Origin of the sequence: Ruegeria conchae (assembly GCF_000192475.1) — a bacterium.
Classification (GTDB): domain Bacteria; phylum Pseudomonadota; class Alphaproteobacteria; order Rhodobacterales; family Rhodobacteraceae; genus Ruegeria; species Ruegeria conchae.
Map to the genome: position 1 here is coordinate 1 of NZ_AEYW01000001.1, position 17,666 is coordinate 17,666.

Sequence of the window (17,666 nt, forward strand, 5' to 3'; positions counted from 1 at the left end):
GTCGGCTTTACCGACTGGTGGGCGGCAGTTGCTCTGAAAGAGCAATGCGAGCCCACTCGGTTGAATTAAAGAAGGCCGTCCTACATTGGGGCGGCCTTTTTGATTTGTTGCAACAGTAGCCCAGAAGAAGAATGCCTCAGAAAGCGGCGTAATCGCAGGTTTTCACAATGTGGAATAATCGATGTTGAGATAAAGTAACTCGCGACCGTCTTCGCTAAAGGTGGCTCTCACACCCATGCCATATGGTACTGCCTTTCGGATGCGGGCCAGCACGCCGGACGTTGGAAGGCGCGGGCCATTTCTCTTGATCGACCATCCGCCATCCACCCGTAATGTGCCGTCACGGTTTTCGTATGGTTTGTTGGAACTGAATGTCTCACTCACCCGAAAGCCTTGAGCTTCTAACCAAGATGCGGCATCGGCCACTCCACCCCATTCGTGTAACAATCTGAACATGCAAACCTTTGCGTCTCCAGTCGTCGAAATCATATCCCAATCCATTCGCAGTAATTCTTCGTGGTTTCCAGCATCGGCACCGGCCTCAAGGCAGGATTGTGTATCTGGAAACCTGTATGATGCGCGCACAACATCGCTGTTCATCCTGTGTGCAAATTGCAGCCGGAACTCCGGTTGACCAGTGTTCAGTGGCATCGCTGAAAAGTACAGTGCGGCGACGAGCGATTTCAGGAAATAGAGGAATACGCCCAGTACGCAGAGTGCAATCGCCTTTTTGTGGAGTTTGGCATTCCAAAAACTGTGAGGTGGCCAGAGATACTCTTGCTTGATCTTCGGACTCTTCATCCACCGAAGTGTCATCAATCCCAGCGAGGCAAGAACTAGGAATGCACCTAGCAAAATGTAGGACAGGCCCATCGAAGCACCCAGAAGCAGTGCCATTGTAAGTAGCACGGACCAAGTAGTTACTGATCCGTCTGGATAAATTATTCTGGGCCCTATGTAGAAAGTGAGAGCTGAACTCAAAAGGAGTGCTAGTGAAGCTAATCCAAACAACAGCCTCAGCCAAAAAAGCTGTATCCCGATTGCGTAGGTATAGTGGACGTTGGGATCGTCGTTAAACAGGTGTGCAATATCAAACGCACCCACATGCAACAGAGCGGTTAGCGAAAGAGAACTGAAGAACAGGGGTGGTGACAAAATGTAGAGTTTCTCACTGTTTCAGAAAAGCGAATGGGCGCAAAGTTGCCAGATGCTTAGTGTAAATGACGACACCATTTAGCGTTGTTTTCAAGTCCGGTATTCCCAACCATGAAGTGAAGAATTCAGTGCTTCGCGCCCATGGTGTTCTCGGTTTGATTTGAGTTTTCCTGCTGCTGTCTTGGAGAGAACCAACTTACCCCCTTGCCAAACTCCACTCACCCCTGTAAGTCGCGCGAGTTCTCACTAAGAACATCAAGGCGGGGTGATTCCCGCCTTTTGGGTTCGATGAGGGTTGGCGATGCGCGTCTGTCCTCCTCTCAACCTCAACGCCTGATAAAAGGCTGTATCTATGCAAAGCCAAAATATCCGTATTCGGCTGAAGGCATTTGACTATCGCGTTCTGGATGCCAGCACGCAAGAGATCGTCAACACTGCCAAGCGGACCGGCGCGAACGTGCGCGGCCCGATCCCGCTGCCGAACAAGATTGAGAAGTTCACGGTTCTCCGTGGCCCTCACGTTGACAAGAAATCCCGCGACCAGTTCGAGATCCGTACGCACAAGCGTCTCTTGGACATCGTTGATCCGACCCCCCAGACCGTTGACGCGCTGATGAAGCTCGACCTCGCTGCTGGTGTGGACGTCGAGATCAAGCTGCAGTCGTAAGATCGGAGGGTATTATTTATGCGCTCTGGTATTATCGCAAAAAAAGTTGGCATGACCCGCCTGTTCATGGAAGACGGCAAGCAGATTCCTGTGACCGTTCTTCATCTGGACAACCTGCAGGTTGTTGCGCAGCGCACCGCTGACAAAGACGGCTACACCGCCGTTCAGCTGGGCGCCGGTGCTGCCAAGGCAAAACGCACCTCGAAAGCCATGCGCGGTCACTACGCCGCTGCAAAGGTTGAGCCCAAGCGTAAGCTGGCCGAGTTCCGTGTCTCCGAAGATGGCCTGATCGATGTAGGTGCCGAGATTTCGGCAGAACACTTCCTGGAAGGTCAGAAAGTTGACGTTTCGGGTACCTCGATCGGTAAAGGCTTTGCCGGTGCGATGAAGCGTTGGAACTTTGGTGGTCTGCGCGCCTCGCACGGTGTTTCGATCAGCCACCGTTCGCACGGTTCGACCGGTCAGTGTCAGGACCCGGGCAAGGTGTTCAAAGGCAAGAAGATGGCCGGTCACATGGGTGCTGCCCGTGTTACCACCCAGAATCTGGAAGTTGTCAAAACCGACTCCGACCGGAACCTGGTCTTCATCAAAGGCGCCGTTCCCGGACCGAAATCGGGCTGGGTCACCGTCAAGGACGCCGTCAAGAAGAAAGCACCTGAAGGTCTGCCGTTCCCGGCAGCCGTAAAAGGTGCTGCAACTGAAGCACCTGCGGAAGAAGCTCCCGCGGAAGGTGGTGAAGCATGAAACTTGATGTAATCAAACTGGACGGCGGCAAAGCCGGCAACATCGAGCTGGATGCAGACCTGTTCGGCCTGGAGCCGCGCGCGGACATCCTGCACCGTGTGGTCCGTTGGCAGCGCAACAACGCGCAGGCCGGCACCCACAAGGTGAAGACTCGTTCGGAAACCAGCTACTCGACCAAGAAGATCTATCGCCAGAAAGGCACCGGTGGCGCACGCCATGGTGACCGTAACGCGCCGATCTTCCGTGGTGGTGGTATCTACAAAGGCCCCGTGGTTCGTTCGCATGGTCACGACCTGCCCAAGAAGTTCCGCAAGCTTGGCCTGCGCCACGCTCTGTCGGCAAAAGCCAAGGCAGGTGAACTGGTCGTAATCGAGAACGCCGAAGCCGAAGGCAAGACCGCTGCTCTGGCCAAACAGGTTGCAAACCTGGGCTGGAAACGCGCTCTGGTCATCGACGGCGCGACCGTGAACGAAGGGTTCCTGAAAGCGTCCAAGAACATCGAAGGTCTGGATATCCTGCCGTCGATGGGCGCAAACGTCTATGACATCCTCAAGCGTGACACCCTGGTGCTCACCAAAGCGGCTGTCGAAGCACTGGAGGCTCGTCTGAAATGAGCGCGAAGGCAGAACACTACGACGTGATCCGCAAGCCGGTCATCACCGAAAAGTCGACCATGGCGTCCGAAAACGGCGCGGTTGTCTTTGAAGTGGCGATCGACAGCAACAAGCCGCAAATCAAAGAGGCCGTTGAGGCTCTGTTTGGTGTGAAGGTCAAAGCGGTGAACACCACCGTGACCAAAGGCAAGGTCAAGCGGTTCCGCGGCCAGTTGGGCCGTCGCAAAGACGTCAAAAAAGCATATGTGACCCTGGAAGAGGGTAACACCATCGACGTGTCCACCGGTCTCTGATCGAACCCGTCTTTGGAGAGATATGAAGGCCCCCGCGAAAGCGGGGGTTTTTTCTTTAGCAGCGACACAGAAAATTGAGCGCGGAACGATCGTGTTTTGAACAAATCGCTTGCTAAGTCGGGCCGGTAGTCTATCCGGTACCCAACAAACAAAAGATATGGCAGGCGTATGGCAAACTTTTCTCACTCGACCCGGGAGAATCCGGATGTGACCGCGGCGCGGGATTGGGTGTCTACACTTGCCAAATACCGCGAACCGAACCAGTGGCGCAGTTCCTTTGAGCTGGGTGTCAGCATCATCCCCTTCTTTGCGCTTTGGACGCTGTCCTGGATGTCACTTTCGCTCAGCTATTGGCTGGCGTTTGGGATTTCGGCCCTCAATGCAGCCTTCCTGCTGCGGCTGTTTGCGATCCAGCATGATTGCGGGCACGGGGCGTTCTTCAAAAACAGAACGGTCAGCGACTGGGTAGGACGCGCGATCGGAGTGCTGACGCTTACACCTTATGATGTCTGGCGCCGAACGCACTCGACGCATCACAACAGCTCGGGCAATCTGGACAAACGCGGCATGGGCGATGTCCATACCCTTACCGTGGCCGAGTATCAGGCGAAGACGCCAATGAACCGGTTCTGGTATCGCGTGTACCGCCACCCCATCACTCTGTTCGGGTTTGGCCCCGGCTATCTGTTCCTGTTTCAGAACCGCCTTCCACTTGGACTGACCGGCAAATTGCGGTTCTGGGTCAGCGCGATGGGCACAAACGTGGCCATTCTGGCTGCTTTGCTGGCTGTTTATTATTTTGGCGGCCTGATGCCGGTCTTGTTGATTTTCCTGCCTTCGACCCTGATTGCCGCAACCGCAGGCGTATGGCTGTTCTACGTCCAGCACCAATTCGAGGACACGCACTGGGATTCCGATAAAGACTGGCAACTGCACGAGGCCGCCCTGCACGGAAGTTCCCACTACATCCTGCCCTCGGTGTTGCAGTGGTTCAGCGCCAATATCGGCATCCACCACGTGCACCATCTGTACAGCCGCATCCCGTTCTACCGCCTGACCGAAGTGCTGCGCGATCATGATGAATTGGCAAACAGCAACCAGATGACCATCCGAGAAAGCCTCGCCAACGCGCGGCTGCACCTGTGGGATGAGAAGAGCCGTCGCCTGTTGTCCTTCGCCGAGGCTCGCGCGCTTCACGAGTAATGGGTAGGCTCTGCGGCCAGCTGGGCCGTCGGTAAAGAGCAAAAAAGCACTTGTGACCCTGGAAGTGGGGAACACACATCATCGTGTCAACCGGTCTCTGATCGAACCCGTCATTGGCGAGAGGTAAAAGCCCCGCGATAGCAGGGTTTTTTTGTGCGCCAATGTGCGGTGCTAGCCTATGCAGGCAAACTGAGACCTTTCAGTCTGGACCGGCTTGATCCTGTTCCGCTTCGATGAATGTCCGCCATCCGTCGACCTTGCCAAAGGCGCGTAATCTTTCGTGCAGCATAGGGCCATAGATGGACCACATGCGTTTTCGTAAATCCCGTCCCTTTCCGGTAACTTTCAGAACTTTTCCACGTCTATCACTATCAGATTCAATGAACTCCAACAATCCCTCCGCCATGAGCCGTTTGCTCAGATGGGACAGGTTCGACTGTTCGAATATGGTATCCTGAGCAAGCTCATACGGACGCAACTGACCCCCGTGCCGTTCAAGCGACCAAAGCACATCGTACCATTTTAAAGGTGGAAACCCGGCATCCTTTAGCGCCGCGCCGATGTCAGACTGGATGCGCCGGGTAGCCCGATTCATTGCGACCCAGATTTCTGTCTCAAATTCTGTTGGCAGATCGTTCTTCACAACTTCGTGTTTGCCTTGTTTCTGATTGCAGTCTTGGTCTGACTTAATTAGATGAAAATTCATCTACATTCCAGTGCCCATCGGATGAAAGGAATACGAATATGACCTTTAAGTCTATGATTGCCGCCGCTGCCTTGACCGTTGTTGTAACACCGACCTTTGCGCAGACTTATAAAACCGATCAGGGGCATACCGAAGTCAGGTTTGGTTGGAGCCACGCAGGTGTCTCGAACCAGCATGGCGAGTTCACCAAAGTAGACGGTGTGCTGGACCTGAATGCCGACGATGTGGAGGCCTCGACGCTGAACGTGACGATTGACACCAACAGCCTGGCTTCAGGGTTTGGGCCTTTGGATGATCACCTTAAGTCGGCTGATTTCTTCGAGGTCGAAACCTATCCCGAGATCACATTCATCAGCACCGAAATCAAGCGCACCGGAGATAGCACGGCAGATGTAACGGGAGACCTGACCATCCACGGCGTGACCAAGCCCGTGACCCTGAAGGCAACGCTGACCCATCAGGGCGAGCACCCGCTGGGCAGCGCCATCGAATATTACGCGGGTGATTGGGTGGCCTTTTCGGCAACGGGTGAGATCGATCATACGGAATTCGGTGTTGGACCATTCTCAACAGGGCCGATCACAATCATGATCGATACCGAGATGAAGGCAGATGGCTAAAACCAACGCCAGCCGTATTGCAAGGATCAAAAAAGAAAGATTATGCAATCTTGGATGAAGGTGTAGACACCCACCCCCAACACTGCTAAACGCTCCCAATCTTGCGGCCTCGGATTCGTTCCGGGGCCTCTGATATTTGTAACTGGGGACCTTCGGGGCCCTATACCCTTGGCACCTACGGGGGCCTATCACATAGCGGGGAAACCCCCTGCACTTGCTAAACGGAAGACAGAAAGCATGGCACTCAAGTCGTACAAGCCGACGACGCCGGGCCAGCGCGGGCTGGTGCTGATCGACCGTTCGGAGCTTTGGAAAGGACGTCCGGTCAAGTCTCTCACTGAGGGTTTGACCAAATCGGGCGGCCGGAACAACACCGGACGGATCACTTCACGCCGCCGCGGCGGTGGCGCAAAGCGTCTCTACCGGATCGTTGACTTCAAACGGAATAAATTTGATGTCGCGGCAACCGTCGAACGGATCGAATATGACCCGAACCGGACCGCATTCATCGCACTGGTAAAATACGAAGACGGTGAGCAGGCATATATCCTGGCTCCGCAGCGTCTGGCTGTTGGTGACAAAGTCGTGGCATCCGCCAAGGCCGACATCAAGCCGGGCAACGCAATGCCGTTCTCGGGCATGCCCATTGGTACCATCGTCCACAACATCGAGATGAAGCCCGGCAAAGGCGGTCAGATCGCACGTGCGGCCGGTACTTACGCTCAGTTCGTTGGTCGCGATGGCGGCTACGCTCAGATCCGTCTGAGCTCGGGCGAGCTTCGCATGGTCCGTCAGGAATGCATGGCCACCGTTGGTGCCGTGTCCAACCCCGACAACTCGAACCAGAACCTCGGTAAAGCCGGTCGTATGCGCCACAAAGGCGTTCGTCCGTCGGTTCGTGGTGTTGCAATGAACCCGATCGATCACCCGCACGGTGGTGGTGAAGGTCGTACCTCGGGTGGCCGTACGCCGGTTACACCGTGGGGTAAGGACACCAAGGGTAAGCGTACCCGCAACAAGAACAAAGCGTCCCAGAAGCTGATCATCCGCTCGCGGCACGCCAAGAAGAAGGGACGTTAATTCATGTCTCGCTCTGTTTGGAAGGGTCCTTTCGTCGATGCTTACGTGCTGAAAAAAGCCGAAGCAGCGCGCGAGTCGGGCCGCAACGAAGTCATCAAGATTTGGTCGCGTCGTTCCACCATTCTGCCCCAGTTCGTGGGTCTGACCTTTGGTGTGTACAACGGCCATAAGCATATCCCCGTCAACGTCTCGGAAGACATGATCGGTCAGAAGTTCGGTGAATACTCGCCGACCCGGACCTATTACGGTCACGCCGCAGACAAAAAAGCGAAGCGGAAGTAAGTCATGGGCAAGGAAAAGAACCCCCGCCGCGTGGCCGAAAACGAAGCAATGGCGAAAACGCGCATGCTCCGTACCAGCCCGCAGAAACTGAACCTGGTTGCGCAGATGATCCGCGGCAAGAAAGTTGAGAAGGCTCTGACCGATCTGACTTTCTCGAACAAGCGTGTCGCGCAGGACGTCAAGAAGTGCCTGCAGTCTGCAATCGCCAACGCCGAGAACAACCACAACCTGGATGTCGACGAGTTGATCGTCGCCGAAGCCTGGGTTGGCAAGAACCTGGTCATGAAGCGCGGTCGCCCGCGGGCCCGTGGCCGTTTCGGGAAAATCCTGAAGCCGTTCTCGGAGATCACCATCAAGGTGCGTCAAGTTGAGGAGCAAGCCTAATGGGTCATAAAGTCAATCCGATCGGCATGCGCCTGCAGGTCAACCGCACCTGGGACAGCCGTTGGTACGCAGATACCAAGGACTACGGTGATCTTCTTCTGGAAGATCTGAAAATCCGTGAGTTCATCAACAAAGAGTGCAAGCAGGCCGGTGTTGCCCGTGTGATCATCGAACGTCCGCACAAAAAGTGCCGCGTAACGATCCACACCGCACGTCCGGGTGTCATCATCGGCAAGAAAGGCGCGGACATTGAGGTTCTGCGCAAGAAAATTGCGCTGATGACCGACAGCGAACTGCACCTGAACATCGTCGAAGTGCGCAAGCCCGAGCTTGACGCGCAGCTGGTTGCCGAGTCCATCGCTCAGCAGCTAGAGCGCCGCGTCTCGTTCCGCCGCGCGATGAAGCGGTCGGTTCAGAACGCCATGCGTATGGGCGCCCTGGGTATCCGGGTGAACGTCGCTGGTCGTCTGGGCGGCGCTGAAATCGCACGGACCGAGTGGTATCGCGAAGGCCGCGTGCCTCTGCACACCCTGCGCGCCGACATCGATTACGCACATGCCGAAGCGATGACTCCCTACGGGATCATCGGGATCAAGGTCTGGATCTTCAAAGGTGAGATCATGGAACACGATCCGCAGGCACGTGACCGTAAAGCACAGGAACTCCAGGACGGCCCTGCACCTCGTGGTGCTGGTGGCGGTCGTCGCTAAGGAGGGAAAGATATGCTTCAACCAAAGCGTACTAAATTCCGCAAGATGCACAAAGGCCGGATCAAGGGTCTCGCCAAGGGCGGCTCTGATCTGAACTTTGGCACCTACGGCCTGAAAGCTCTTGAGCCTGAGCGTGTAACCGCACGCCAGATCGAAGCTGCACGTCGTGCCATGACGCGTCACATGAAGCGTCAGGGTCGTGTCTGGATCCGCATCTTCCCCGATACTCCGGTTACTGCAAAGCCGATCGAAGTTCGTATGGGTAAAGGTAAAGGTTCGGTCGACCGCTGGGCATGCAAGGTCAAGCCTGGCCGCGTGATGTTCGAGATCGACGGCGTCAATGACGACATCGCCCGCGAGGCCCTGCGCCTGGCTGCGATGAAGCTGCCGATCAAGACCCGCGTTGTGATCCGCGAAGACTGGTAAGCGATCCGGGGGCAACTCCGCTCGTGACAAAATCGACCCCCGTCGGGACACCGGCGGGGGATTTCTTTTGGCTCGACCGCTTTTGATGATGCAGGTCGCGAAAAAAGTCGACCTCAACCCGCGAGGCCCTTAGGCTGCCCAATAGGAATGAGGGGGGCATATGGTGCAGCTACGCAAAAAGATGTTCATCAAAGAAGTCATAACCACCGACCAGCTGGGCCAGCCATGTGAGCCGATCAGTCGGGTTGCCGCGTTAGCGGTGATACAGAACCCTCTGGCTGGACGCTTCTCGGATGATCTTTCCGAGCTGTTTGAGATCGGAATCCTTCTGGGCCCTAACCTTGCGGCTGATGCGCTCTCGCAACTGGACGGTGCGCCGGTGTCATATGGCAAGGCAGCGATCATCGGCATGAACGGCGACCTCGAGCAGGGCGGGGCGGTGATCCACCCCAAGCTCGGCGCTCCCATGCGCGCGGCAGTCGGCGGTGGTGAGGCGGTGATCCCCTCGAACGCCAAGCTGGGCGCACCGGGTTGCGCGATTGATCTGCCGCTGGGGCACAAGGACAATCCGTGGTCGTTCGATCATTTCGACACGATGACGCTAAACGTTCCAGACGCGCCGAAACCGGATGAGATCGTGCTGTGCCTCGCCTATGCCGATGGCGGTCGTCCGATCCCGCGCTGTGGCAAAGGGCCCATCAAAAGCTAAGCGTCTGGTCTTGCCGAAAGGGCTGGGGTATTCCCGGCCCATGACACAGATTGAATCACTCTTCGTTACCCGTCTCTACCGCGCGTCCCTGTCCGAGTTCGATCCCAAGATCGACGCTGAGGAACTGGAAAGCTCTTGCCTTGTCATTGCCGAGGATGATGAGGCCGGGCAGGAATGGTGCGAGGAAAACGGCTATCCCGGTTACACCAGTTATGCCTCGCTGACCGATCTGCCTTGGCGCTTTCCGATCTTCGCTGATCTGGTTACGGCGCTGGATCAGCACGTCGCCGCCTTTGCCAAGGATCTGGAGTTCGATCTGGGCGAGGGAGAGCTTAAGTTGGAAGACCTCTGGATCAACATCCTGCCCGAAGGCGGCATGCATTCCAGCCACTTGCATCCGCACAGCGTGATCTCGGGCACGACTTATGTGGCGATGCCTGAAGGGGCGAGTGCGTTGAAGCTCGAAGATCCGCGTTCTGGCCGTATGATGGCCGCACCGACACGGTTGAAAGGCGGGCGGCGGGATTTGCAGCCGTTCATTTACATGAAGCCTCAGGTGGGCGACGTTCTGCTATGGGAAAGCTGGCTGCGCCACGAGGTGCCGATGAACATGGCCGAGGATGAGCGGATTTCGGTGAGTTTTAATTATAAGTGGGAGTGATGGCGCAGCAATCTGTCAGAACCCTGATCAACCACGATTCACATTGATCTGTCGATTAGCCTTGCAATGCGACCGAACATGACCCATGTGAGGCACGCTTACGTTTTTCTTTTTCGACCACTGTCTCCCGATATTCGGCGTTCAGTCTCTCGATCCAGACCGACCACGCCGCGCTGTCGCAATCCTGCGGACAGCAATTTATTAGGAGACTACGGATATGGCCAATGGCACCGTAAAATGGTTCAACACAACTAAAGGTTTTGGCTTCATCGCACCTGAGACTGGTGGCAAAGACGTGTTTGTACACATCTCTGCTGTCGAGCGCTCGGGTCTGACCGGCCTGGCCGACGACCAGAAAGTAACATTCGACATCGAGCCCGGCCGTGACGGTCGCGAGTCGGCTGTGAACATCGCTCTGGCGTAAGTCACTCAGACTTAGACGGTTGAAGACGCGGTCTCGTGCAAACGGGGCCGCGTTTTGCGTTTCCAAGCTCCATGAAACAATTCTGGACGGGGTACGAAACTTCGTTGGCAGAATCCGTCAAATCTCAATGTGAGAAACCAGAAGCCAGCTCATTTTCTATCCTGTATCCTGCGTGGATAACGGAGGTATCAAGTATGAAAGAAGCAGAGCGGGTGGTTCGCCAATTCCATGAAAGCTGGGGCATGCGCGATCCTGATCGTGGCGCTGAAGTGATTGCTGAAGATTGCCAGTTCGAAGATGTTGCTCGGGACGAAAAGCAGCTTGGAAAGTTGGCGTATAAAGAGGACTACGAGCGTTGGCGAACGGCATTCCCAGATGGAGAATGCATTGTGGACAATGTAATCGTCAGCGATTGCGGTGAATGGGCAATCGTAGAGTTCCACAATAACGGAACCCACACTGGTGTTCTGCATTCAAGCCTCGGTGACTTCGAACCAACCGGAAAGCGTTACGAAGTGCGCTATTGCTCAGTAATGCGGGTAGTGGGCGGTATGGTTGTCGAGGGACGAGACTATTACGACAGCGCCACTATTGCACGGCATTTAGGCTTGGTGAAATAGGCAACGACTTTTGCGTGAGGGTGGGCGAAGTTTTTTCTAAACTTTCCCTTGCCACCCACCCCCTATCCCACTATAGAGCGGCATCTTGCGATCTCCCGGCCTAGTCGGGCGATTCGTATGTCTATCATTCATCCACCAGGTCAAAGGTGACCCGTGTACGGGGCCTTCTGGTGTTTTGAGCAAAGGAAAAAGGCGATGAACGCCCAAGAACTGCGTGACAAGACCCCGGACCAGCTCCGCGAGGAACTGGCCAACCTGAAGAAAGAGAGCTTTAACCTGCGCTTTCAACAGGCAACCGGTCAGCTGGAAAACACAGCCGGCATCAAAGCGGCCCGCCGCAATGCTGCCCGTGTCAAAACCATTCTGAACGAAAAGGCCGCTGCTGCGGCATCCGAGGAGTAATCAGATGCCCAAGCGTATCCTGCAAGGCACCGTGACCAGCGACGCCAACGAACAGACCGTAACCGTATCCGTCGAGCGCCGCTTTACGCATCCGGTTCTGAAGAAAACCATCCGTAAGTCCAAGAAATACCGGGCTCACGATGAAAAGAACGCCTTCAAGGTCGGTGACTCAGTTCGCATCATCGAATGCGCACCGAAATCGAAGACGAAACGTTGGGAGGTTCTGGAGGCGTAAGCCCCCAGGACTTTTCATTTGTCGAAACCCTGGGGGATTTAACGAGACCAGCCCCCACAGGTCGGGAGAAACCACATGATCCAGATGCAGACCAATCTGGATGTCGCTGACAACTCCGGCGCACGCCGAGTTCAGTGCATCAAGGTCCTGGGTGGTTCCAAGCGTAAATACGCCTCCGTTGGCGACATCATTGTCGTCTCGGTGAAGGAAGCCATCCCGCGCGGTCGCGTAAAGAAAGGTGACGTCCGTAAGGCCGTCGTCGTACGCACCGCCAAGGAAGTCCGTCGCGAAGACGGCACCGCGATCCGTTTCGATCGCAACGCCGCCGTCATCCTGAACAACAACAATGAGCCCGTAGGTACCCGTATCTTTGGCCCCGTTGTTCGCGAACTGCGCGGCAAGAACTTCATGAAAATCATCTCGCTGGCTCCGGAGGTGCTGTAATCATGGCTGCTAAACTCCGCAAAGGCGACAAGGTCGTCGTGCTGGCCGGCAAGGACAAGGGCAAAGAGGGAACTATCACCTCGGTTGACCCGAAAGCCGGTAAAGCTGTTGTCGACGGCATCAACATCGCCATCCGCCACACCCGTCAGTCGCAAACCTCGCAAGGTGGTCGCCTGCCTCAGGCAAACCCGATCGAGCTGTCGAACCTGGCACTGCTGGACAAAAACGGCAAAGCAACTCGCGTTGGCTTCCGCATGGAAGGCGACAAGAAGGTGCGCTTCGCCAAGACCACGGGGGACGTGATCGATGCTTGATACCGCAAACTATACCCCGCGTCTGAAAGCTCAGTACGCTGAAACAATCCGTGCCGCTCTGAAAGAAGAGTTCGGCTACAAGAACGACATGCAGCTGCCTAAGCTGGAAAAAATCGTTCTGAACATTGGTTGTGGTGCTGAGGCCGTCAAAGACTCGAAGAAAGCGAAAGCTGCTGTCGAGGATCTGACTGCGATTGCTGGCCAGAAGGCCGTTGCAACCAAGGCGAAGAAGTCGATCGCGGGTTTCCGCGTCCGTGAAGACATGCCGCTGGGTGCGAAAGTGACCCTGCGCGGTGACCGGATGTACGAATTCCTGGATCGTTTGATCACTATCGCGATGCCTCGCGTTCGTGACTTCCGCGGTGTTAAGCCGTCTTTCGATGGTCGTGGCAACTTTGCCATGGGCATGAAAGAGCACATCGTGTTCCCGGAAATCGACTTCGACAAGGTCGACGAGGTCTGGGGCCTGGATATCGTAATTGCCACCACAGCGAAAACCGACGCTGAAGCAAAGGCATTGTTGAAAGCATTCAACATGCCGTTCAACGCGTAAGCGCCGGGAGGATTGAGACATGGCTAAAAAAGCAATGATCGAACGCGAGAAGAAGCGCGAACGCCTGGTGGCCAAATATGCCGCAAAGCGTGCCGAGCTGAAAGAAATCGCGAATGACGAGAGCAAGCCGATGGAAGAGCGTTTCAAAGCGCGTCTGAAACTGGCGAAACTGCCGCGCAACAGCTCGGCTACCCGTCTGCACAACCGTTGTCAGCTGACCGGTCGTCCTCACGCTTACTACCGTAAGCTGAAGGTCAGCCGTATCGCGCTGCGCGAGCTGGGTTCTGCTGGTCAGATCCCCGGCATGGTGAAATCGAGCTGGTAAGGGAGACATAGATATGAATGATCCTATCGGCGATATGCTCACCCGTATCCGCAACGCGCAAATGCGCGGCAAGTCCACCGTTTCCACCCCGGCTTCCAAGCTGCGCGGTTGGGTTCTGGACGTGCTGGCGGACGAAGGTTACATCCGTGGCTACGAAGCGACGACCGGTGAAAACGGTCATCCGGCCATCGAAATCAGCCTGAAATACTACGAAGGCACCCCTGTTATTCGCGAACTGAAGCGGGTCTCAAAACCCGGTCGTCGCGTATACATGGGCGTCAATGACATCCCGCAGGTCCGTCAGGGTCTGGGCGTGTCGATTGTCAGCACTCCGAAAGGTGTGATGTCGGACGCAAACGCTCGCTCCAACAATGTTGGCGGCGAAGTGCTCTGCACCGTCTTCTAAGGAGGTCTGTCAATGTCTCGTATTGGTAAAAAACCGGTCGAGCTGCCCAGCGGCGTTTCCGCCTCTGTGTCGGGTCAGACCATCGAAGTGAAAGGTCCGAAAGGCACCCGTAGCTTCACCGCAACCGATGACGTAACGCTGTCGGTCGAAGACAACGTTGTGCAGATCAACCCTCGTGGGATGTCCAAGCGCGCGCGCCAACAGTGGGGCATGAGCCGCACTATGGTTGCCAATCTTGTTGAAGGCGTGACAAACGGCTTCAAAAAAGAGCTGGAAATCCAGGGTGTTGGTTACCGTGCACAGATGCAGGGCAACACCCTGAAGCTGAACCTCGGTTACAGCCACGATGTTGATTTCACTGCTCCGGAAGGTGTCACCATCACCGCGCCGAAGCAGACCGAGATCGTTGTGGAAGGTATCGACCAGCAGCAGGTGGGCGAAGTCGCGGCGAAAATCCGCGAATGGCGCCGTCCCGAGCCGTACAAAGGCAAGGGCATCCGCTATAAGGGCGAGTTCATCTTCCGCAAGGAAGGCAAGAAGAAGTAAGGACGCAAACAATGGCAAACAGCAAAAGAACCCTGTTTCTGAAGCGCCGCCTGCGCGTTCGGAACAAACTTCGCAAGGTCAACGCGGGTCGTCCGCGTCTGTCCGTACACCGTTCAAACAAGAACATCTCTGTTCAGTTGATCGACGACGTACGTGGCGTGACCCTGGCATCTGCCTCGACCCTGGAAAAAGATCTGGGTGTTGTCGGCAAGAACAACGTCGAAGCGGCCACGAAAGTGGGCGCGGCCATCGCCGAGCGTGCCAAGAAGGCAGGCGTCGAAGAGGCCTATTTCGATCGTGGCGGCTTCCTGTTCCACGGCAAGGTGAAGGCAGTTGCCGACGCCGCGCGTGAAGGTGGTCTGAAGATCTAAGACCTGCGGGCGGGTTTCGATCCGCCCCGATGATCCGGGGGCCTCGGCGACAGTCGGGGCTCACTTGGATTGAAGGAAACGGCGCCGTAAGCGCCACATGAGAAAAGGGATGCCAAATGGCAGAACGTGAAAACCGTCGGGGCCGTGGCCGCGACCGTGAAGAAGCACCGGAATTTGCAGATCGTCTGGTCGCAATCAACCGCGTGTCGAAAACCGTAAAAGGTGGTAAGCGCTTTGGCTTCGCCGCTCTGGTGGTTGTCGGCGATCAGAAAGGCCGCGTCGGCTTTGGTAAGGGTAAAGCGAAAGAAGTACCTGAGGCCATCCGCAAGGCGACTGAACAAGCCAAGCGTCAGATGATCCGCGTGCAACTGCGCGAAGGTCGGACCCTGCACCACGATATCGAAGGCCGTCACGGCGCTGGTAAAGTGGTTATGCGCACCGCGCCTGAAGGCACCGGTATCATCGCCGGTGGTCCGATGCGTGCTGTGTTCGAAATGCTAGGCGTCAAGGACGTTGTTTCCAAGTCGCTGGGCTCGCAGAACCCGTACAACATGATCCGCGCTACCATCAACGGCCTGCAGAAAGAGCAGAGCCCGCGTTCGGTTGCCGCACGTCGTGGCAAGAAGGTTGCCGACATCCTGCCCAAGCGGGAAGAAGCACCAGCTGCTGCTGAAGCAGAAGCATAAGGAGAGCGACCCATGGCAAAAACCATCGTCGTCAAACAGATCGGTTCGCCGATCCGTCGCCCCGCTGAACAGCGCGCAACCCTGATCGGCCTGGGCCTGAACAAGATGCACAAAACCCGCGAGCTGGAAGACACACCTTCGGTCCGCGGCATGGTCAACAAGATCCCGCATCTGGTTGAGATCATCGAAGAGCGCGGCTGAGCGCGATTTCTTTGTGGAATAAGAACGCCCCCGACCGGATCGGGGGCGTTTTTTATATTCCGGCCACCTAACCATCGAACTGGTTCTGGGTTTTCGTATCATCAATCCCACGGTTTGCGCTGAACTGGCGCAGAGACCCGTGAATCCCAAAAGTAACATTGATTTTGAAAAAATGACGCAGATTGAGCTCAAGAGCAGTAAATTTCAAAACGGGTTTGGCTTTGCGGTGCTGGCCTGTATCTGCATCGTCATCACCGCGGCGTACTGGCACGCGCAGAACCTCGGCGGCGGGGATCTGTGGCGCTATGACGAGTTTTATACCCATGACCGAACCCTGGGTTTTGCGGCGTTTCAGGACTGGTTTACAGTTTACAGCCTTGGCAAACCCTCACTCGAAAAGCCGCCCCTGCAATATTGGATGTCCGCGGGCCTGATCCAGGCAGGTCTGACCGATCTGATCGCGCTGCGCATACCCTCTCTGATCTTTGCAGCCGGAGCGATGATAGCCACCGCAGCGCTCGCCTATGTTATGTTTCCGCGTCAGGTTTGGCTGATGCCGATCTCGGTGTTGCTGTTGTCCACATCCGATCAATTCTGGCAATATTCAACCTCGGCGATGCTGGATGCGGGTGCGGTTTTTTTTGTAACGCTTGGTGTATTGTCGTTGTTCTTGTCGCTCAAGAACCCACGCTATTGGCCGACTTTCCCGATTACTGTTTTTCTGGCCGGTTTGCAGAAGGGTCCGACACCGTTGGGGTTTCTGCTGATCGCTCTGATTGGTGTGGCGCTGACCTCGCGGTTCCATGGGGACAAACTGCGAGACATCGCCCGGAATCGACGTTTTCAGTACTCGGTTCTCGCTGCATTTTTCCTTGGGTTCATCTGGCAGATTTTCCAGCATGCAAAATATTGGGGGCAGGATAGGCTCAGCGGGTCGATCGAGGGTGAGATGATCAACCGCTTCATCCCCGAAAACCTGGAGTTCGTGTCTAGAACCATCTCCGGTTTCGACACGCTGATACTGTATGACGAGCCCGTGATACGGCTGGCCGGTCTGGCAGGTCTACTGATGATTCCGTTCATCTACAGGACATCGGCCTATTTCGCCATGTCCTCGATCGCGGTCCTGTTTGTTTTGATCATGATCCTTGCCCAAGACAGCGTGTATGACCGCTATACACTCACGATCTTGCCTTTGTTGTGCGTCGGCGCGGCATGGTTGATCTTCTACATCTGCCGACGCCCTGTAATCGGATGCGTTGCAGCGGTTCTGGTTGTTGTTGCACTGGGCGGTCCGCTGCGACCGGTCGAGGTTCTGGCGCAATCGAAGTCGCGGGACTACGGCATGCCCATCGCCGAGATCCTTGGGCAATTAAACGACAGCTTTGAATCTGGTGAGACGGCAATCTTCTGCAGGATCGAAAATCGGAACTTCCCCCGTGGCGCGGTGCACGTTCATGCGCCCAAGGCCGGACCGGGGCAGCATATCTATCTGCGCAGCGTGGACTCGCTTACACGCGACATGCGCAAATACAAGGGCGGGCGGATACGTGGCCTGTGTCTGAAATCTGAGATCGACCTGCTCAGTCCGCATTTCGAGGGTGTAACAACCGAACCTGTGGGTGGCGGCTTTCATATTTGGACGGCTTCCCGTTATCGCCAGGCAATCTCCGAATGATAAGGCATAACCGCCAATACATTCGGCACCTGCGCCGTTTGCCTGTGCACCATCTCTTTGCAGGCCGAGCTGCCCTCGGATCGTCTGCCCGTGGCGTGAGTACACCTAATCAACCCACACACCGAAGCACCGCACACGACTAATATCCATGATGATGACGGTTACATTTCATCAGAACGATAGTTTGATTGACACCTATTCTGTGCA

The 17,666-nt window shown here is 55.9% G+C and carries 29 protein-coding genes; 27 read left to right on the plus strand and 2 right to left on the minus strand.

What is annotated here, in order from left to right:
- Positions 1–162: 162 nt before the first annotated feature.
- Positions 163–897, minus strand: a complete 735-nt coding sequence (locus G7G_RS22580; RefSeq protein WP_010437031.1) for a hypothetical protein — start codon at positions 895–897, stop codon at positions 163–165.
- 610 nt (positions 898–1,507) lie between these two features.
- Between G7G_RS22580 and rpsJ the strand changes: the two genes are divergently transcribed.
- From rpsJ to G7G_RS0100030, 5 genes are all read left to right on the plus strand, one after another.
- The gene (gene rpsJ, locus G7G_RS0100010; protein WP_008756422.1) at positions 1,508–1,822 is read left to right on the plus strand and encodes a 30S ribosomal protein S10; all 315 of its coding nucleotides are present in this window, start codon (positions 1,508–1,510) and stop codon (positions 1,820–1,822) included.
- Positions 1,823–1,840: 18 nt separating this feature from the next.
- Positions 1,841–2,566: a 50S ribosomal protein L3 gene (gene rplC, locus G7G_RS0100015; protein WP_010437038.1), complete on the plus strand. Its 726-nt coding sequence runs from the start codon at positions 1,841–1,843 to the stop codon at positions 2,564–2,566.
- A complete protein-coding gene (gene rplD, locus G7G_RS0100020) occupies positions 2,563–3,180 on the plus strand; it encodes a 50S ribosomal protein L4 (RefSeq protein ID WP_010437039.1) in 618 nt (205 codons plus the stop codon). Before rplC ends, rplD begins: the two co-directional genes overlap by 4 nt.
- The gene (locus G7G_RS0100025) at positions 3,177–3,473 is read left to right on the plus strand and encodes a 50S ribosomal protein L23 (protein WP_010437040.1); all 297 of its coding nucleotides are present in this window, start codon (positions 3,177–3,179) and stop codon (positions 3,471–3,473) included. Before rplD ends, G7G_RS0100025 begins: the two co-directional genes overlap by 4 nt.
- A 168-nt stretch (positions 3,474–3,641) precedes the next feature.
- Complete coding sequence (locus tag G7G_RS0100030; RefSeq protein WP_029621555.1) at positions 3,642–4,676, plus strand: fatty acid desaturase; 1,035 nt, start codon at positions 3,642–3,644, stop codon at positions 4,674–4,676.
- Between the two features lie 199 nt (positions 4,677–4,875).
- Here the strand turns inward: G7G_RS0100030 and G7G_RS22585 are convergent, their stop codons facing one another.
- Positions 4,876–5,271, minus strand: coding sequence for a MarR family winged helix-turn-helix transcriptional regulator (locus tag G7G_RS22585; protein ID WP_238528742.1), 396 nt, complete (start codon positions 5,269–5,271; stop codon positions 4,876–4,878).
- Positions 5,272–5,420: 149 nt separating this feature from the next.
- Between G7G_RS22585 and G7G_RS0100040 the strand changes: the two genes are divergently transcribed.
- From G7G_RS0100040 to G7G_RS22590, 22 genes are all read left to right on the plus strand, one after another.
- Positions 5,421–6,002, plus strand: a complete 582-nt coding sequence (locus G7G_RS0100040; protein ID WP_010437051.1) for a YceI family protein — start codon at positions 5,421–5,423, stop codon at positions 6,000–6,002.
- Positions 6,003–6,239: 237 nt separating this feature from the next.
- Positions 6,240–7,082, plus strand: coding sequence for a 50S ribosomal protein L2 (rplB, locus tag G7G_RS0100045; RefSeq protein ID WP_008757664.1), 843 nt, complete (start codon positions 6,240–6,242; stop codon positions 7,080–7,082).
- 3 nt (positions 7,083–7,085) lie between these two features.
- Entirely contained in the window at positions 7,086–7,364 is a 279-nt protein-coding gene (gene rpsS / locus G7G_RS0100050; protein ID WP_010437056.1) for a 30S ribosomal protein S19, read from the plus strand.
- A 3-nt stretch (positions 7,365–7,367) separates the two neighbouring features.
- The gene (gene rplV / locus G7G_RS0100055) at positions 7,368–7,748 is read left to right on the plus strand and encodes a 50S ribosomal protein L22 (protein ID WP_008756532.1); all 381 of its coding nucleotides are present in this window, start codon (positions 7,368–7,370) and stop codon (positions 7,746–7,748) included.
- Positions 7,748–8,458: a 30S ribosomal protein S3 gene (rpsC, locus tag G7G_RS0100060; RefSeq protein ID WP_010437060.1), complete on the plus strand. Its 711-nt coding sequence runs from the start codon at positions 7,748–7,750 to the stop codon at positions 8,456–8,458. The genes rplV and rpsC overlap by 1 nt, the downstream gene beginning before the upstream one ends.
- Positions 8,459–8,470: 12 nt before the next feature.
- A complete protein-coding gene (gene rplP, locus G7G_RS0100065) occupies positions 8,471–8,884 on the plus strand; it encodes a 50S ribosomal protein L16 (RefSeq protein WP_010437070.1) in 414 nt (137 codons plus the stop codon).
- A 160-nt stretch (positions 8,885–9,044) separates the two neighbouring features.
- Positions 9,045–9,593 carry an amino acid synthesis family protein gene (locus tag G7G_RS0100070; RefSeq protein ID WP_010437072.1) on the plus strand — a complete coding sequence of 183 codons (549 nt, stop codon included), beginning with the start codon at positions 9,045–9,047 and terminating at the stop codon, positions 9,591–9,593.
- Positions 9,594–9,633: 40 nt separating this feature from the next.
- Complete coding sequence (locus tag G7G_RS0100075; protein WP_010437074.1) at positions 9,634–10,254, plus strand: 2OG-Fe(II) oxygenase family protein; 621 nt, start codon at positions 9,634–9,636, stop codon at positions 10,252–10,254.
- Positions 10,255–10,471: 217 nt separating this feature from the next.
- Positions 10,472–10,678 (plus strand): cold-shock protein, encoded by a 207-nt coding sequence (locus tag G7G_RS0100080; protein WP_010437077.1) that lies wholly within the window; start codon positions 10,472–10,474, stop codon positions 10,676–10,678.
- A 194-nt stretch (positions 10,679–10,872) separates the two neighbouring features.
- Positions 10,873–11,298 carry an ester cyclase gene (locus G7G_RS0100085; RefSeq protein WP_010437079.1) on the plus strand — a complete coding sequence of 142 codons (426 nt, stop codon included), beginning with the start codon at positions 10,873–10,875 and terminating at the stop codon, positions 11,296–11,298.
- A gap of 195 nt (positions 11,299–11,493) precedes the next feature.
- Positions 11,494–11,700 carry a 50S ribosomal protein L29 gene (gene rpmC / locus G7G_RS0100090; protein WP_010437082.1) on the plus strand — a complete coding sequence of 69 codons (207 nt, stop codon included), beginning with the start codon at positions 11,494–11,496 and terminating at the stop codon, positions 11,698–11,700.
- Positions 11,701–11,704: 4 nt separating this feature from the next.
- Entirely contained in the window at positions 11,705–11,935 is a 231-nt protein-coding gene (gene rpsQ, locus G7G_RS0100095) for a 30S ribosomal protein S17 (RefSeq protein ID WP_010437084.1), read from the plus strand.
- A 75-nt stretch (positions 11,936–12,010) separates the two neighbouring features.
- The gene (gene rplN, locus G7G_RS0100100) at positions 12,011–12,379 is read left to right on the plus strand and encodes a 50S ribosomal protein L14 (protein WP_008757934.1); all 369 of its coding nucleotides are present in this window, start codon (positions 12,011–12,013) and stop codon (positions 12,377–12,379) included.
- Between the two features lie 2 nt (positions 12,380–12,381).
- Positions 12,382–12,693, plus strand: coding sequence for a 50S ribosomal protein L24 (gene rplX, locus G7G_RS0100105; RefSeq protein ID WP_010437096.1), 312 nt, complete (start codon positions 12,382–12,384; stop codon positions 12,691–12,693).
- Positions 12,686–13,246 (plus strand): 50S ribosomal protein L5, encoded by a 561-nt coding sequence (rplE, locus tag G7G_RS0100110; protein WP_010437097.1) that lies wholly within the window; start codon positions 12,686–12,688, stop codon positions 13,244–13,246. The genes rplX and rplE overlap by 8 nt, the downstream gene beginning before the upstream one ends.
- A gap of 19 nt (positions 13,247–13,265) precedes the next feature.
- Positions 13,266–13,571 carry a 30S ribosomal protein S14 gene (gene rpsN / locus G7G_RS0100115; RefSeq protein WP_010437098.1) on the plus strand — a complete coding sequence of 102 codons (306 nt, stop codon included), beginning with the start codon at positions 13,266–13,268 and terminating at the stop codon, positions 13,569–13,571.
- 13 nt (positions 13,572–13,584) lie between these two features.
- Positions 13,585–13,977 carry a 30S ribosomal protein S8 gene (rpsH, locus tag G7G_RS0100120; protein WP_010437099.1) on the plus strand — a complete coding sequence of 131 codons (393 nt, stop codon included), beginning with the start codon at positions 13,585–13,587 and terminating at the stop codon, positions 13,975–13,977.
- A 12-nt stretch (positions 13,978–13,989) separates the two neighbouring features.
- Positions 13,990–14,523: a 50S ribosomal protein L6 gene (gene rplF / locus G7G_RS0100125; protein WP_010437101.1), complete on the plus strand. Its 534-nt coding sequence runs from the start codon at positions 13,990–13,992 to the stop codon at positions 14,521–14,523.
- A gap of 11 nt (positions 14,524–14,534) precedes the next feature.
- Positions 14,535–14,894 carry a 50S ribosomal protein L18 gene (gene rplR, locus G7G_RS0100130; protein WP_010437103.1) on the plus strand — a complete coding sequence of 120 codons (360 nt, stop codon included), beginning with the start codon at positions 14,535–14,537 and terminating at the stop codon, positions 14,892–14,894.
- 116 nt (positions 14,895–15,010) lie between these two features.
- Positions 15,011–15,580 carry a 30S ribosomal protein S5 gene (gene rpsE, locus G7G_RS0100135; RefSeq protein ID WP_010437107.1) on the plus strand — a complete coding sequence of 190 codons (570 nt, stop codon included), beginning with the start codon at positions 15,011–15,013 and terminating at the stop codon, positions 15,578–15,580.
- Positions 15,581–15,592: 12 nt separating this feature from the next.
- Positions 15,593–15,781 (plus strand): 50S ribosomal protein L30, encoded by a 189-nt coding sequence (rpmD, locus tag G7G_RS0100140; RefSeq protein ID WP_008757946.1) that lies wholly within the window; start codon positions 15,593–15,595, stop codon positions 15,779–15,781.
- A 172-nt stretch (positions 15,782–15,953) separates the two neighbouring features.
- Positions 15,954–17,459: an ArnT family glycosyltransferase gene (locus tag G7G_RS22590; protein WP_139056579.1), complete on the plus strand. Its 1,506-nt coding sequence runs from the start codon at positions 15,954–15,956 to the stop codon at positions 17,457–17,459.
- Positions 17,460–17,666 lie beyond the last annotated feature (207 nt).